The sequence below is a fragment of the Promicromonospora noduliphila genome (assembly GCF_056951025.1).
In genome coordinates, this window is record NZ_CM167806.1 from 2,838,360 (window position 1) to 2,852,726 (window position 14,367).

General features: G+C 72.4%; 15 protein-coding genes. 10 read left to right on the plus strand and 5 right to left on the minus strand.

Translation table 11 applies throughout. The features are described 5' to 3' along the window. Positions 1-5: 5 nt before the first annotated feature. Entirely contained in the window at positions 6-800 is a 795-nt protein-coding gene (locus tag AC0QU1_RS12400; RefSeq protein ID WP_483569656.1) for a tyrosine-protein phosphatase, read from the plus strand. Here the strand turns inward: AC0QU1_RS12400 and AC0QU1_RS12405 are convergent. After that, entirely contained in the window at positions 776-1,354 is a 579-nt protein-coding gene (locus AC0QU1_RS12405) for a GNAT family N-acetyltransferase (RefSeq protein WP_483569657.1), read from the minus strand. The genes AC0QU1_RS12400 and AC0QU1_RS12405 overlap by 25 nt on opposite strands. Positions 1,355-1,711: 357 nt before the next feature. On the opposite strand from AC0QU1_RS12405, the gene AC0QU1_RS12410 reads away from it, so the two are divergent. From AC0QU1_RS12410 to AC0QU1_RS12420, 3 genes are all read left to right on the plus strand, one after another. Next, the gene (locus AC0QU1_RS12410; RefSeq protein WP_483569658.1) at positions 1,712-3,088 is read left to right on the plus strand and encodes an NAD-dependent malic enzyme; all 1,377 of its coding nucleotides are present in this window, start codon (positions 1,712-1,714) and stop codon (positions 3,086-3,088) included. Positions 3,089-3,239: 151 nt separating this feature from the next. Next, positions 3,240-3,509: a hypothetical protein gene (locus tag AC0QU1_RS12415; protein WP_483569659.1), complete on the plus strand. Its 270-nt coding sequence runs from the start codon at positions 3,240-3,242 to the stop codon at positions 3,507-3,509. Between the two features lie 17 nt (positions 3,510-3,526). Further along, positions 3,527-4,534, plus strand: coding sequence for a LacI family DNA-binding transcriptional regulator (locus tag AC0QU1_RS12420; protein ID WP_483569660.1), 1,008 nt, complete (start codon positions 3,527-3,529; stop codon positions 4,532-4,534). Between the two features lie 42 nt (positions 4,535-4,576). Here the strand turns inward: AC0QU1_RS12420 and AC0QU1_RS12425 are convergent, their stop codons facing one another. Then, a complete protein-coding gene (locus AC0QU1_RS12425) occupies positions 4,577-4,855 on the minus strand; it encodes a hypothetical protein (protein ID WP_483569661.1) in 279 nt (92 codons plus the stop codon). Between the two features lie 110 nt (positions 4,856-4,965). Here AC0QU1_RS12425 and AC0QU1_RS12430 point away from each other — a divergent pair, with 110 nt between their 5' ends. Continuing rightward, the gene (locus AC0QU1_RS12430; RefSeq protein ID WP_483569662.1) at positions 4,966-5,988 is read left to right on the plus strand and encodes an LLM class flavin-dependent oxidoreductase; all 1,023 of its coding nucleotides are present in this window, start codon (positions 4,966-4,968) and stop codon (positions 5,986-5,988) included. On the opposite strand, the gene AC0QU1_RS12435 is transcribed toward AC0QU1_RS12430, so the two are convergent. Further along, positions 5,925-6,641, minus strand: coding sequence for an AAA family ATPase (locus tag AC0QU1_RS12435; RefSeq protein ID WP_483569663.1), 717 nt, complete (start codon positions 6,639-6,641; stop codon positions 5,925-5,927). The two genes, AC0QU1_RS12430 and AC0QU1_RS12435, sit on opposite strands and share 64 nt — an antisense overlap. A 370-nt stretch (positions 6,642-7,011) precedes the next feature. On the opposite strand from AC0QU1_RS12435, the gene AC0QU1_RS12440 reads away from it, so the two are divergent. Together AC0QU1_RS12440 and AC0QU1_RS12445 are read left to right on the plus strand one after the other, a co-directional pair. Then, entirely contained in the window at positions 7,012-7,488 is a 477-nt protein-coding gene (locus tag AC0QU1_RS12440; RefSeq protein ID WP_483569664.1) for a helix-turn-helix transcriptional regulator, read from the plus strand. 10 nt (positions 7,489-7,498) lie between these two features. Further along, positions 7,499-7,918, plus strand: a complete 420-nt coding sequence (locus AC0QU1_RS12445; protein ID WP_483569665.1) for a VOC family protein — start codon at positions 7,499-7,501, stop codon at positions 7,916-7,918. Here AC0QU1_RS12445 and AC0QU1_RS12450 read toward each other — a convergent pair. After that, positions 7,905-8,378 (minus strand): PhzF family phenazine biosynthesis isomerase, encoded by a 474-nt coding sequence (locus tag AC0QU1_RS12450; RefSeq protein WP_483569666.1) that lies wholly within the window; start codon positions 8,376-8,378, stop codon positions 7,905-7,907. The two genes, AC0QU1_RS12445 and AC0QU1_RS12450, sit on opposite strands and share 14 nt — an antisense overlap. Positions 8,379-8,496: 118 nt before the next feature. Here AC0QU1_RS12450 and AC0QU1_RS12455 point away from each other — a divergent pair, with 118 nt between their 5' ends. Then, positions 8,497-10,908 carry an ATP-binding cassette domain-containing protein gene (locus AC0QU1_RS12455; RefSeq protein WP_483569667.1) on the plus strand — a complete coding sequence of 804 codons (2,412 nt, stop codon included), beginning with the start codon at positions 8,497-8,499 and terminating at the stop codon, positions 10,906-10,908. 29 nt (positions 10,909-10,937) lie between these two features. Here AC0QU1_RS12455 and AC0QU1_RS12460 read toward each other — a convergent pair whose 3' ends face one another. After that, complete coding sequence (locus AC0QU1_RS12460; RefSeq protein ID WP_483569668.1) at positions 10,938-11,627, minus strand: response regulator; 690 nt, start codon at positions 11,625-11,627, stop codon at positions 10,938-10,940. A 185-nt stretch (positions 11,628-11,812) separates the two neighbouring features. On the opposite strand from AC0QU1_RS12460, the gene AC0QU1_RS12465 reads away from it, so the two are divergent. Then, entirely contained in the window at positions 11,813-13,120 is a 1,308-nt protein-coding gene (locus AC0QU1_RS12465) for a sensor histidine kinase (RefSeq protein ID WP_483569669.1), read from the plus strand. Positions 13,121-13,215: 95 nt separating this feature from the next. Further along, a complete protein-coding gene (locus AC0QU1_RS12470) occupies positions 13,216-14,316 on the plus strand; it encodes a fatty acid desaturase family protein (protein WP_483569670.1) in 1,101 nt (366 codons plus the stop codon). The last annotated feature ends 51 nt before the right edge of the window (positions 14,317-14,367 follow it).

A 14,367-nucleotide genomic window follows, 5' to 3' on the forward strand; every position in this document is an offset into this window, starting at 1 on the left:
CCGTCATGACCAACCCGGTGAACCCCCGGACCTGGGACGGCGCGACCAACCTCCGCGACCTCGGCGGCCTACCGCTCGACGACGGCGGCACCACCGCGCCCGGGCGCATCTGGCGCGGTGGCGCGCCGGAGCCGATGACCCCCACCGGCTGGGCCGAGGCGCTCGACGCCGGGCTCACCACCGTCGTCGACCTGCGCAACCCCGCGGAGATCGGTCAGGCGCGCGACCTCGTGCCCGAGGCCACGCGTCCCCACGAGATCGACTTCCGCAACACCCCGACCGAGGACCCCGGCGACCCGCACTTCCTGGAGACCTGCGGACCCTGGCTCGACCACCCGCGCTCCTACGCGCCCAACATCGCGATGTACCCGCACCTGATCGCGGCCGCCCTCCGGGCGGTCGCCGACGCGCAAGGTTCAGTGCTGGTGCACTGCTCCGCCGGCCGCGACCGCACCGGGATGATCACGGCGCTGCTGCTGGCGCTGACCGGCGTCGAGCACGAGGCCATCGCGGGGGACTACGAGCAGGCGTTCCGCGGGGCCGCGCACCGCCGCGGCGTCGTGTACGACGCCGAGCAGGGCGCCTGGGTCCAGCATCCGGGCGAGACCTGGACCGCCCAGCAGATGGCCGTCCGCGTCCGCGAGCGGCGTGGGGCCCTCCTGGAATGGCTTGCCGACCTGGACCCGGCCGCCTACCTGCGGTACGCCGGGCTCGACGGGGGGCGCATCGCGCGCCTGCGTGACCGCCTCCGGTACGAGCCGGCCGCGCCCGTCGCTCAGGCGGTCCGTTCCGCGGGCTGACCGGGCGGGTCCGGGGTGGAAGACGGGTCGAGGGCCGAAGGCGGGTTCGTGTCCGAAGACAGGCCCAGGGTCATGAAGACGCTGTGCGGGTCGAGCGTGTACTGCCCGAACGGGCCGCACTCCTGGAACCCGTGCCGTGCGTAGAGGCGGCGGGCCGGCGCGAAGTAGTCCTGCGAGCCGGTCTCCAGGCTCACCCGGGAGTACCCGCGCCGCTCGGCCTCCGCGAGGACGACGGCGAGCAGCTTCGACGCCACACCTCGGCCGCGGGCGTGGGTGGCGGTCCGCATCGACTTGAGCTCGCCCTCCGGCCCTGCCGATGCCTCCGGGCTCTCGGGACCGTTGGGACTCGCGGCGAGCTCGCTCAGCGCGCCGCAGCCGAGCAGGGTGCCGTCGTCGTCCCGCGCGGTCCAGAAGGTGACCGACGGCGCGAGCAGCGCCGAGTGGTCCAGCGCGTGCACGCTCTCGGGCGGGGAGGTGGCGAACATGTCGGCCAGGTGCTCGTAGAGCAGGCGGCGGACGTCGTCGCGGGCGGGGGAGTCGGGGGAGATGTTCACGGTCGTAGTGTGCGTGATGGCGCCTGCCGCCCGGAAAACCGACCGTGTCTCCCGATGTGGCTCGCACGATGGGCCACGGGTGATCTAGAGTAGGCAGCGAAAGCCGGGGCAGGTCTCCCGGTTATAGCTAGGCCGCGACCCTTCCAGTCTTCACTGGTTGGGTCGTTTGGCATTTCCGAGCACTTCTCGACGGCCCTCGGCGGGAGCGCCGGGATAGCCATCGCGCGTCTGCTTCGAGGGCACACCGCCCGTCCGCATCGCGGGCCCGTGTGGCGCAGGTCACGTCGCGGCGGTAGGAATCTCCCTTGTGCGCGGACGGCCGCGCCCCGGCACAGGCCGGTGACCGAGGAGACCACGATGTCGTTGCCCAGCCCGAGCTACACGATCACCCTGCGCGTGGAGGTGGCCGCATCGCAGCGCGCCACGAGCACGGTGGTAGCCGCGGTAGCCGACGCCGGTGGCGCGGTCATGGGCGTCGACATCGCGCACTCCACGTCGCACGGCCTGGTCGTGGACGTCACGTGCGACACGGTCGACGCCGAGCACGGTGAGCGGGTCGTCGCGGCCGTGAACGCCGTCGAGGGTGCCCAGGTGCTCAAGTCGAGCGACTCGACGTTCCTGATGCACCTCGGCGGCAAGATCGAGGTCACGAACAAGGTGCCGCTCAAGACGCGGCGCGACCTGTCGCGGGCGTACACGCCGGGCGTGGCGCGGGTGTGCCTGGCCATCGCGGACAAGCCGGAGGACGCGCGGCGGCTGACGATCAAGCGGAACACGGTCGCCGTCGTCACCGACGGCACGGCGGTGCTCGGCCTCGGAGACATCGGCCCGGCCGCCGCGCTGCCCGTCATGGAGGGCAAGGCGGCGCTGTTCAAGGAGTTCGGCGGGGTGGACGCCTGGCCGGTGTGCCTCGACACGACCGACACCGACGAGATCGTGCGGATCGTCAAGGCGATCGCGCCGGTGTACGGGGGCGTGAACCTGGAGGACATCGCGGCGCCGCGGTGCTTCGAGATCGAGGCGCGGCTGCGTGAGGAGCTGGACATCCCCGTCTTCCACGACGACCAGCACGGCACCGCGATCGTGGTGCTCGCGGCGCTGGTCAACGCCCTGAAGGTGGTCGGCAAGGACCTCGCGGACGTGCGGATCGTCGTGTCCGGCGTCGGCGCGGCGGGCAACGCGATCATCCGGCTGCTCAAGGCGCAGGGCGCGCGGAGCATCGTGGCGTTCGGCCGCGACGGCGCGCTGCACCCGGGCGTGGTGACCGACGACCCGCACCGGCGCTGGATCGTGGACAACACCAACATCGACGGCTTCGCCGGCACGCTCCAGGAGGGCCTCAAGGGCGCCGACGTCTTCATCGGGGTCTCGGCCGGCGGCATCCTGTCCGGCGCCGACGTGGCACAGATGGCCGACGACGCCGTCGTGTTCGCCCTGGCCAACCCGACGCCGGAGGTGGACCCGCTGGAGGCGGCCGAGACGGCGGCCGTCGTGGCCACCGGGCGCAGCGACTACCCGAACCAGATCAACAACGTGCTGGCCTTCCCTGGCCTGTTCCGGGGCCTGCTCGACACGGGCGCCACGGACATCACCACGGAGCTGCTGCGGGTGGCGGCGGTGGCGATAGCGGACGTCGTCGCGCCGGACGAGCTGAACAGCGCGTACATCATCCCTGGTGTGTTCGACCACCGGGTCGCCGATGCCGTGGCCGACGCGGTGCGCAGGCAGGCCTGAGGCCGCGCGCGGTCGAGGCGGCCTGACGTCCGGCCCGCGTTGATCTGGGCTGACGCCGGCGCGATCTGAAGTCGTCTCACCGAAACTCTTGACCGGTACAGAAGACCGTGCCTACTGTACCGGTACAGACGCCTATGGGGAGGTGGCCACGATGCACGAGTACGCCGGCGGGAACCTCGCGCTGCGCCGCGCGATCGCCGAGCAGAACAGCGCCCGCCCGGACGCACCGGTCCTGGACGGTCCGCCCGGCCGCCGTCGCCGTCTCGCCGTCCCACGGCTGGACCGCGGTGGCGCCCGCATGCCGTCGCTGAACCGGCCGCGGGCCGCGCTGGCGGCGGCCCTGCGCGCCGCGGCGGCGCGGCTCGACCCGCCCTGCGCCACGCCGCAGGCCGTGGCGCGTGCCGACGGGGGAGCGGCCTGAGCGATACTGGCCTGGTTATGGCCAAGGTGACGTTGCAGTCCGTCGCGGACGAGGTCGGCGTGAGCCGGATGACGGTGTCGAACGCCTTCTCGCGCCCCGACCAGTTGTCCAAGGACCTGCGGGAGCGGATTCTCGCCACCGCGGAGCAGCTCGGGTACAGCGGGCCCGACCCGGCGGCCCGGGCGCTGGCCCGCGGCCGTACCGGATCCGTCGGGCTCCTGCTGAACGGCCCGCTCAGCGAGGCGTTCGAGGACGACGTCTCGGCGGAGTTCGTGGCCGCCGTCGCCGACGAGCTGACGCGGCGCGGGCTGGCGCTGACCGTCCTGACGCCGCCGCAGGACGACGGGTTCCTGCCCGCGCGCGACGTCGCCGTCGACGGCGCCCTGGTCTACACGTGCGACCCGGCGTCGGCCGGAGTGGCGTGGCTCGGCCGGCGCAGGCTGCCCGTCGTCGCCGTCGACCAGGACCTGGGGGCGGACGTGACCACCATCGGCGTCGACGACCTCGGTGGGGCGCGGGCCGGGGCGCAGCACCTGCTCGACCTGGGCCACCGCCGGATCGGGATCCTCGCGCTGACCGAGGAGTTCGCCCTCGACCCGCCCAACCGGGACCGCCTGATCGGGTGGCGCCAGACCCTGGCGGCGGCGGGCGTCGAGCCGGTCGTGGCGCGCACGACGCTCCTGCCCCGTTCCGCGGCTCTCGAGGCGGCCACCGAGCTGCTGGAGTCGTCCGACGTCACGGCGGTGCTGTGCTTCGATGACGTGTTCGCCCGCGCGGTGATCACGGCGGCCGCCGCCCTGGGGCGTTCGGTGCCGGGTGACCTGTCGGTGGTGGGCTACGACGACAGCCGGGTCGCCACGGCGGGCGTCCCCGCGCTGACCACGGTGCGGCAGGACGTCACGGCCAAGGGGCACCTGGCCGCCGGGGCGCTGGCCGACCTGCTGGGCGGGCGCGCGGCGGCGTCGCACATACTGCCGACGGAGCTGGTCGTCAGGGACAGCACCGGTCCGGTGCCGAAGCCCTGACGGCCAGCCCTGACTACCGGCCCCACGGGGCCGTCCGGCGGGTCAGCCGATGCTGCCGATGGTCGAGTTCACGATGCCGCCGACCAGCGCGGCGGCACCCAGGACGAGGACCAGGAGCGCGCCGGTGGAGGCGACCAGCGGGATCCACCAGCGCACGGGCTCGGGCGCGGTGCGGAAGGTGTCGGTACGGTCGTGTGCGGCAGGGTCGTGCGAGGAGCCGTCGTACGAGGCACGGCCGAACGGCGTGCTGTCGAGCGACGTGGGGCGGAGCGGAGAAGGGCTGAGCGGGGTACGGGAAACAGGGGCGTGGTTGCTGCTCACACTCACAAGGACGCTCGGGGAACGGAAAACGGTGCCCCCGCGCCGATAACAGTTCGGGAACGGTCCCGGCCCGCGGGACGGGTCGTCGGTCACGGCAGGTTGGAGTCAGCGTGAAGAAGATCGGGTTCCTGTCCTTCGGTCACTGGACGCCGCATCCGCAGTCGGGCACGCGCTCGGCGTCGGACGCCCTGCTGCAGTCGATCGACCTGGCCGTGGCCGCCGAGGAGCTGGGCGCGGACGGCGCCTACTTCCGGGTGCACCACTTCGCCCGCCAGCTCGCCTCGCCGTTCCCGCTGCTCGCGGCGATCGGCGCGCGCACGAGCCGCATCGAGATCGGCACCGGCGTGATCGACATGCGCTACGAGAACCCGCTGTACATGGCCGAGGACGCCGGGGCGGCGGACCTGATCTCCGGCGGCCGCCTGCAGCTCGGCATCAGCCGCGGGTCACCCGAGCAGGTCGTCGAGGGCTACCGGCACTTCGGCTTCGAGCCCGCCCCCACCGACGCCGGCGCCGCCAACCTGGCCCGAGAGCACACCGCCCGCTTCCTGGAGCTGCTCGACGGCGAGGGGTTCGCCGAGCCCAACCCGCGCCCCATGTTCCCCAACCCGCCGGGACTGCTGCGGGTCGAACCCCACTCCGAGGGGCTGCGCGAGCGGATCTGGTGGGGTGCCGGCTCGCGCGCCACCGCCGAGTGGACGGCGGCCCAGGGGATGAACCTGATGTCCTCCACGCTGCTCACCGAGGACACCGGCGTGCCGTTCCACCGGCTGCAGGCCGAGCAGATCCAGCGGTTCCGCGACGCCTGGGCCGAGGCCGGGCACGAGCGCGAGCCGCGGGTCTCGGTCAGCCGCAGCATCTTCCCGATCACCGACCAGCGCGACCGCCAGTACTTCGGCATGGAGGTCTTCAGCGAGGACCAGGTGGGCCACCTCGACACCGGGCCCGCCCGGTTCGGCAAGACGTACGCGGGCGAGCCCGACGAGCTGGTCGAGGACCTCCGCGGCGACGAGGCCATCGCGGCGGCCGACACGCTGCTGCTGACCGTGCCCAACCAGCTCGGCGTCGACTACAACGCGCACGTCATCGAGAACATCGTCAAGCACGTGGCGCCGGGGCTGGGCTGGCGCTGAGCCTGCCGGCTCCGCTGGGCCCGGCCGGCCAGCTCACGGACCTGCGACAGCGCCTCGGCACGCGGCATCAGGTGCACGCTCGACCACGGGCCGCGCGGACCGCCGTCGGACGCCGCCAGGAGCGAGCGCTGCGCCGTCCACCGCTCCCAGTGCCGGACGAACTCGTCCGGCTGCACGACCCGGCCCCGGTCCAGCTGCCCGTCCAGGGCATCGGCGAGCGACACGTCGACCGCCACGAGCACCGGGTCCCAGCCCCTGAGCCGCCCCAGCAGGCCGAGGGCCTCCCGCCGGCGCTCGCGCGTGGCGGTGTCGTGCACCAGGAGCGGCGCGCCGGAGCGCGGGCCACGCACCACGGTCGTCAGGGTCACGGCGGCGTGCAGCGTGTGCACCGCCCAGCGGTAGGTGCCGTACGGCACCCAGGACGGCAGCCGCGCCGCGAACCCGCGGCGGTAGGTGTCGGGATCCAGGACGGCAGCCGCGGGGACGTCGGCGTCGACCCGGGCCAGCAGGGTGCTCTTGCCCGCCCCCGGCACACCGCCGACGACGATCATCAGCGGGCCGGGAGCGCCGTCGGTAGCACCCTTGGAAGAAGCAGGCGAGGCGGGAGAGTCAGGAACCGGGCGCGGCCGGGAGAAGGGAGCGGTTGTTGTCACGTGGTCCTCCATACGTCGGGGGCCGGGTGAGCAGCATCGCGCGAGCCGATCCAGGATCACCGGGAGCACCCTGAGCGGGCGCTGGACCGGCTTCACCGGACCGGGACGTCGGGCCAGGACGAGTCGGGTGCGGGTACGCACACCGGATATCGGGAAAGGCCCCGGCCACCGACGTCGGACAGGTGCTCATTACCCCTGCTAGAACGGCCAAGAGGGTCCGTTTTGTTCCCGAGCGGGACGATCATTCGCCCACCACCTCCCGCCGCCTCGTCACGGCGCCGGCGCACCACGAGGCACGGCGGCGCCGGACGCGGGATCTTCACCCACCTTCACCCGCCGAGCCACGCCACCGCATGGCACCATCACAGACGTGACCGGCAACACCACCCAGCCTCAGGCCGACAAGCAGGCCCAGCGCCTGCGCGACCTCGCCCTGCTGCGCCGCGTCCGCGACCGCATCGACCGCGACTACACCCAGCCCCTCGACGTCGAGGCGCTCGCTGCCGGGGTGCACATGTCGGCCGGGCACCTGTCGCGCCAGTTCAAGGCCGCCTACGGCGAGTCGCCGTACAGCTACCTCATGACGCGGCGCATCGAGCGGGCGATGATGCTGCTGCGCCGCGGGGACCTCAGCGTCACGGAGGTCTGCTTCGCCGTGGGCAGCTCGTCGCTGGGTACGTTCAGCACGCGGTTCACCGAGCTGGTCGGTGTGCCGCCCAGCGTCTACCGGGCCGACCCGATGCGGGCGGCCGAGTCGATCGACACCGCAGGGATCCCGGCCTGCATCGCGAAACAGGTCGTCAGACCGGTCAGGAATCGAGAAGCGCGCACCACGGGCGGGACCTAGCGTGAGTGCCATGAGCACAGACGCCGCCCTCACCATCCAGCAGACGTTCCTCCCGCACACCGACCCGGAGGCCTCACTGGCCTTCTACCGTGACGCGCTCGGCTTCGAGGTCCTCCTGGACGTCGGCCAGGGCACGATGCGGTGGATCACGGTAGGCCCAGAGGGCCAGTCGGGCACGTCCATCGTCCTGACGCCGCCCGCCGCCGACCCCGGCGTGACCGACAGCGAGCGCCAGACCATCGCCGAGATGATGGCCAAGGGCACCTACGCCGCGGTCATCCTGGGCACCAAGGACCTCGACGGCACGTTCGAGCGCGTGCAGGCCAGCGGCGCCGAGGTCATGCAGGAGCCGATCGACCAGCCGTACGGCTTCCGCGACTGCGCCTTCCGGGACCCCGCGGGCAACACGGTGCGCATCAAGCAGCTCTGACCGGGCCGCCGGACCAGACCTGGTCCGCCCGCAGGTGCAGCACACCCTCGGCCGAGACGACGCCGCTGCCGGTCAGCTCCACGCCGTCCGGCAGCGTGCGTACCCGGATCAGGCTGCGGCGGCCCAGGGCCGTGCCCTGCTCGATCTCCACGGCCCCGCCGACCTCCTCGCCGGCCGGCGTGAACGACCGGAACCGGACGTCGGCGCGCGCGTCGGACGGCGTCAGCACGAACGTCGTCTCGGACTGGTTGAACTCCCGGGCGATCGCGCGCATCGTCCCCTCCGGGAGACCGTCGGCGTCCGGCACCACGGCCACCGGGTTGCCCGCCAGCGGACGCTCGGCGAAGACGTCCACGACGACGAAGGCGACCTGGCTCGTCCAGGTGCGTGCCGCAGGGTTCGTCTCAGGGCTCGTGTCGGTGCTCAACCTGGTCTCCCCGCTGGTCACGCTGTCGCTCACGGCGCAACTCTAGGGCCACGGCCGACCGTCCAGACACGAAACCGGACACGCAACGAGGCACGGAACCGATCAGGTATCGAGAAGCGGCGCCCGCACGTCCCTGCCTAGTGTGACCGTCATGGACACCCACCCCGCCGACAGCCATGACCTCATCCGCGTCCAGGGCGCTCGCGAGAACAACCTCAAGGACATCAGCCTCGACATCCCGAAGCGCCGGCTGACGGTGTTCACGGGCGTGTCGGGGTCGGGCAAGAGCTCGCTGGTGTTCGAGACGGTCGCCGCGGAGTCGCAGCGGATGATCAACGAGACGTACAGCGCGTTCGTGCAGGGCCTCATGCCGTCGCTGTCGCGGCCCGACGTCGACCTGCTCGAGGGGCTGACCACCGCGATCGTCGTCGACCAGGAGCGCCTTGGTGCCAACCCGCGCTCGACGCTCGGCACCGTGACCGACACCAACGCGCTGCTGCGGATCCTGTTCAGCCGGCTCGGCGAGCCGTACGTGGGCCCGGCGATCGCGTTCTCGTTCAACGTGCCGGCCCGGACGGCGAGCGGGGTGATGACCTCGGCGACGGGTGAGAAGCAGATCGTGCGCGAGGCCGTCTACCACGGTGGGATGTGCCCGCGCTGCGAGGGGCGGGGCACGGTCTCGGACATCGACCTGACCCAGCTCGTCGACGAGGACAAGTCGATCAACGAGGGTGCGATCACCGTGCCCGGGTACAAGGCGGGCGGCTGGTCGGTGCGGTACTTCGCCGAGTCGGGGTACCTCGACGGGGACAAGCCGGTCCGCGACTTCACGGAGACCGAGCGCCACGACTTCCTGTACCGGGAGGCGACGAAGCGGAAGATCGGCGGCGCCAACCTGACCTACGAGGGCCTGGTGCCGCAGGTGCGCCGGTCGATGCTGTCGAAGGACCGCGAGGCGCTGCAGCCGCACCTGCGCGCATTCGTCGACCGGGCGGTCACGTTCGTGACCTGCCCCGACTGCGGTGGGACCCGTCTGGCCGAGGCGGCCCGGTCGTCGCGGATCCGGGGGATCAACATCGCCGACGCGTGCGCCATGCAGATCGGCGACCTGGCCGACTGGGTCCGTGGCCTGGACGAGCCGTCGGTCGCACCCTTGCTGAGCAGCCTGCAGCGCCTGCTCGATAAGTTCGTGGAGATCGGCCTGGGCTACCTCTCGCTGGACCGGCCGTCGAGCACGCTGTCCGGGGGAGAGGCGCAGCGCACCAAGCTGATCAGCCACCTGGGCTCGGCCCTCACGGACATCACCTACGTGTTCGACGAGCCGACGATCGGTCTGCACCCCCACGACATCCGGCGCATGAACGACCTGCTGCTGCAGCTCCGGGACAAGGGCAACACGGTGCTCGTCGTCGAGCACAAGCCCGAGACGATCGCCATCGCCGACCATGTCGTCGACCTCGGGCCCGGCGCCGGCTCGGCCGGCGGCACCGTCTGCTTCGAGGGCACCGTCGAGGAGCTGCGGGCCAGCGACACGCTGACCGGCCGCCACCTGGGGGACCGGGCGCGCCTCAAGGAGTCCCCGCGGACGCCGAAGGGCGCCCTGGAGATCCGCGGCGCGAGCACGCACAACCTGCGCGACGTCGACGTCGACGTGCCGCTCGGTGTGCTCTGCGTGGTCACCGGCGTCGCGGGCTCGGGCAAGAGCTCCCTGATCCACGGCAGCATCGCGGGGCGCGACGGCGTCGTCGTGGTGGACCAGTCCGCGATCAAGGGTTCGCGGCGCTCCAACCCCGCCACGTACACGGGGCTGCTGGAGCCGATCCGCAAGGCGTTCGCCAAGGCGAATGGCGTCAAGCCAGCGCTGTTCAGCGCCAACTCCGAGGGCGCGTGCCCCACCTGCAACGGTGCGGGCGTCGTCTACACGCAGCTCGGCTTCATGGACACCGTGGCAACGACCTGCGAGGAGTGCGAGGGCAAGCGGTTCCAGGCGGCGGTGCTGGAGTACAGGCTCGGCGGCTCGGGCTCGGGCTCGGACGCTGGTGCGGGCGCCGAGGCCGGCGAAGGCAAGGACATCGCCGAGGTGCTCGCGATGTCCGTCGCCGAGGCCGAGGAGTTCTTCGGCAGCGGCGCGGCCCGCACGCCCGCGGCGCACACGATCCTGCGCCGCCTGGCCGACGTCGGGCTCGGCTACCTGAAGATCGGCCAGCCCCTGACCACCCTGTCCGGCGGCGAGCGCCAGCGCCTCAAGCTCGCCACCCACCTGGCGGAGGAGGGCGGCGTCTACGTCCTGGACGAGCCGACGGCGGGCCTGCACCTGGCCGACGTCGAGAACCTGCTCGCGCTGCTCGACCGGCTCGTCGAATCGGGCAAGTCGGTCATCGTCATCGAGCACCACCAGGCGGTCATGGCGCATGCGGACTGGCTGATCGACCTGGGCCCGGGCGCGGGGCACGACGGCGGCCGGGTCGTCTTCGAGGGCACGCCGGCCGAGCTCGTGGCGCAGTCGCGCGCGGGGCAGGCGACGCTGACCGGCGAGCACCTGGCGCAGTACGTGGAGGAGTAGACGGGGGAGCAGGTGCGCGGGGGAGCGGGTCAGCGGCCCGCGCGCACCAGGCCCGACTCGTAGGCGCAGACCACCATCTGCGTCCGGTCGCGCAGGTCGAGCTTGTTCAGGATCCGCGAGACGTGCGTCTTGACGGTCTGCTCGGCGAGGTGCAGCTCGGTGGCGATCTCGGCGTTCGACTGCCCCGCGGCGACCAGCTTCATGACGTCCAGCTCGCGGTCGGTCAGCGTGGACAGCGTCGCGTCCGGGGAGGCGGGCAGGGTCGGGCGCGCCGCGTAGTCGGCGATGAGGGTCCGGGTGATCTTGGGGGACAGGAGCGCCTCGCCGGCGGCAACGGTGCGGACGGCGTGCGTGAGCTCCTCGGGCGGGGAGTCCTTGAGCAGGAACCCGCTCGCGCCTGCCCGCAGCGCCGAGAACACGTATTCGTCGGCGTCGAACGTGGTCAGCATGATCACCTTGGGCGGGATGCCCGGCATGCCCATGATCGTGCGGGCCGCGTCCAGGCCGTTCACCTTCGGCATCCGGATGTCCAGCAGCACGACGTCGGGCTGCGTGCGGCGGACGACGTCGGCGATGCCCGCGCCGTCGTCGGCCGTGCCGACCACCGTGATGCCCTTGTGGGCGTCCAGGAGCGCCGCGAAGCCGGCGCGGATCATGGACTGGTCGTCGACGACCAGGACCCGGATCGTGCGCTCGGCGACGTCGGGGGCTGGCGGCATGGGACCAAACTAGCCGACGCCCCTGGGCGGGAGCTGGGAGGTCTGCGGGTCTGGGAGGTCTGCGTCCCGGGAGGCACAGGTCCCGCACGCGCGGGCGTCCGGAAGGTACCGGCATCTGAAGTACGGGCGCGGTTCGCTCTTGAGGGTGACGCGGCGGACCCGCCCGAACGCATAACCTGCACGCGATGGACCACGTACCCGATGCGACCCCGGTACCGGCCGCCGCGGCAGCACCCGCCCGCGGCGCGCGGTACCGCCGCAGGCTGCCCGCGGCGCTGCGCTCGCTGACCCGGCTCGACTTCAGCACCGTCTCGATCGCCCGGCGCGAGGTCGTGTGGATGTGGACGGTGGTCTCGATCTCCGCGGTGGCGCTGGTCGCCATCGGGTGGCCCGTGACCGCCTCCGGGTACGGCACCCATCCCGCCGCCGCCATGGCGTTCACGCTCGTGCACTGCGCCGCCGCGATCCTGGCCGTCCCGTGGCCGTGGGCCGGGCTCGGCGCGTCGTTCGCTGGCGCCCTCGCCCTCATGGTCGTGACCGCCGACGCCGCACCCCTGTGGCCCTGGCCGTGGCCCGTCACCGTGCTGCTCGCCCACTGCCTGACGGTCTTCGTGCTCGCCCTGCGGCACTCGTGGTACTGGGCCGCCTCCCTCTGGTCCGCGGGGGCCATGCTCACCGTCCTCGCCCCCGCGGCGATCGTCGACGACGCGGGCGAGGCAGCCGTCGCCAACGGCGTCGTCCTGGTCTCCCTGAGCGGCGGCATCGCCCTGGTCGGCGTACTCGTGCGCCTGTGGATCCTGAGCCTGGTCCGCATGGAGCAGGCCGAACGGCTCAGCGCCGCCGAGACCGGCCGCCGCCGCGAGCTGGAGGAACGCAACCGGATCGCCCGCGAGCTGCACGACGTCGTCGCCCACAGCATGTCCGTCATCACCGTCCAGGCCTCCACCGCGCGCTACCGCCAGCCCGGCCTCGACGAGGCGGTCCAGCAGGAGTTCGACGAGATCGCCGCCTCCTCCCGCCGCGCCCTGGGGGAGATGCGCGGCCTGCTCGGCATCCTGCGCGGCCACGACACCGCCCCCACCGCGCCACTGCCCGGCCTGTCCGACGTCGCAGGCCTCGTCGAGTCCACCCGTGCCTCCGGCGTCGAGATCACCTACCAGGGCACCGACGCCGAGGTGTCGGAGGCCGTCGGGCTCACCGGCTTCCGCGTCGTCCAGGAGGCCCTGAGCAACGCCCTGCGGCACGCCCCCGGCTCCACGGTCGCCGTCGTCATCTCCCTGTCCGACGACGGGCACGACCTGCGCGTCAGGGTCGCCAACTCGGCCCCCGAACGCCACGACGAGCCAACCCCCGGAGCCCGCCTCGGCCTGGCCGGCATCCGCGAACGCGCCGCCGCCCTCGGCGGCAAGGTCACCGCCGGCACGACGCCGGACGGCGGCTTCGAGCTCACCGCGATCCTCCCCGTCGTCGAGGACGACCCGCTGCTCACCTAGTAGGGGGCTACTCAGGAGGGGCTACTCACGTAGGGGGTGAGGTTGGCTCCTGCGGGGGACGCGCAGGCGGCAAGCCGGTTCCTAGGTTGACGCCCATGACGACGACATCGCCCGGCACCACCGTCGCGCCGCCGCGGCCGGCCCGCCAGCCCCGCTCGGCCCGCAACAAGCAGACCAACGAGTACTTCGACCTCGCCGAACGCGTCACCGCAGCGGGCCTGATGGAACGCCGCCTCGGCTGGTACGCCGGCCGCACCGCCCTCCTCGGGGCCGCCCTGGCGCTCGCGATCGGGCTGCTGCTCACGCTGGGGAACACGTGGTGGCAGCTCGCGGTAGCGGTCCTGTTCGGTGTCGTGTTCACCCAGGGGGCGTTCCTCGCCCACGACAGCGCGCACCTGCAGGTCTTCCGCTCCGGACGGCACAACGAGTGGTTCTCGCGGATCATCGGCAACCTCGTCGTCGGGCTCAGCTACGGCTGGTGGGCCCGCAAGCACAACAAGCACCACGCCAACCCCAACGTGATCGGCAAGGACGGCGACATCGCCACCGGCACGATCGTCTTCGTGCCGGGCGAGGAGGCCGGGCGGACCGGGTTCATGGGCTGGGTCACCCGGCGCCAGGGCTGGCTGTTCTTCCCGATGCTCACGCTGTTCGGCCCGGTGTTCCACGCCACCTCCGTGCACACGCTGGTCACGACGCCGGCGATGAAGCACCGGGCGACGGAGGGCTGGCTCCTGGCGGTCCGGCTCATCGGGTTCCCCGTCCTGGTCTTCCTCACGCTCGGACCAGCCCTCGGCGCGGCGTTCATGGCCGTGGAGCTCGCCACGTTCGGCCTGTACATGGGCGCGACCTTCGCGCCCAACCACAAGGGCATGCCGCTCATCCCCAAGGATGCCAAGGTCGACTTCCTGCGCCGCCAGGTGCTCACGTCCCGCAACATCCGCGGCGGGCGGTTCGTCGAGTGGGCCATGGGCGGGCTGAACTACCAGATCGAGCACCACACCTTCCCGCGGATGCCCAGCGTCAACCTGCGGCACGCGCGCCCGATCCTGCGGGAGTTCTGCGCCGAGCGCGACATCCCGTACACCGAGACCGGGCTGCTCGAGTCGTACGGGATCATCGTCGACTACCTGAACCGCGTCGGGCTGGGGCACGCGGACCCGATGGAGTGCCCGATCACAGCGCAGTACCGGTAGGGGTGCGGGCGGGCGGTCGTGTCGTCGGCTGTGGCGGTGGCTGCGCGCGCT

Coding starts and splice junctions, on each gene's coding strand:
- AC0QU1_RS12400 (WP_483569656.1), top strand. CDS start 6: ATGACCAACCCGGTGAACCCCCGGACCTGGGACGGCGCGACCAACCTC.
- AC0QU1_RS12410 (WP_483569658.1), top strand. CDS start 1,712: ATGTCGTTGCCCAGCCCGAGCTACACGATCACCCTGCGCGTGGAGGTG.
- AC0QU1_RS12415 (WP_483569659.1), top strand. CDS start 3,240: ATGCACGAGTACGCCGGCGGGAACCTCGCGCTGCGCCGCGCGATCGCC.
- AC0QU1_RS12420 (WP_483569660.1), top strand. CDS start 3,527: ATGGCCAAGGTGACGTTGCAGTCCGTCGCGGACGAGGTCGGCGTGAGC.
- AC0QU1_RS12445 (WP_483569665.1), top strand. CDS start 7,499: ATGAGCACAGACGCCGCCCTCACCATCCAGCAGACGTTCCTCCCGCAC.
- AC0QU1_RS12455 (WP_483569667.1), top strand. CDS start 8,497: ATGGACACCCACCCCGCCGACAGCCATGACCTCATCCGCGTCCAGGGC.
- AC0QU1_RS12460 (WP_483569668.1), bottom strand. CDS start 11,627: ATGCCGCCAGCCCCCGACGTCGCCGAGCGCACGATCCGGGTCCTGGTC.
- AC0QU1_RS12465 (WP_483569669.1), top strand. CDS start 11,813: ATGGACCACGTACCCGATGCGACCCCGGTACCGGCCGCCGCGGCAGCA.
- AC0QU1_RS12470 (WP_483569670.1), top strand. CDS start 13,216: ATGACGACGACATCGCCCGGCACCACCGTCGCGCCGCCGCGGCCGGCC.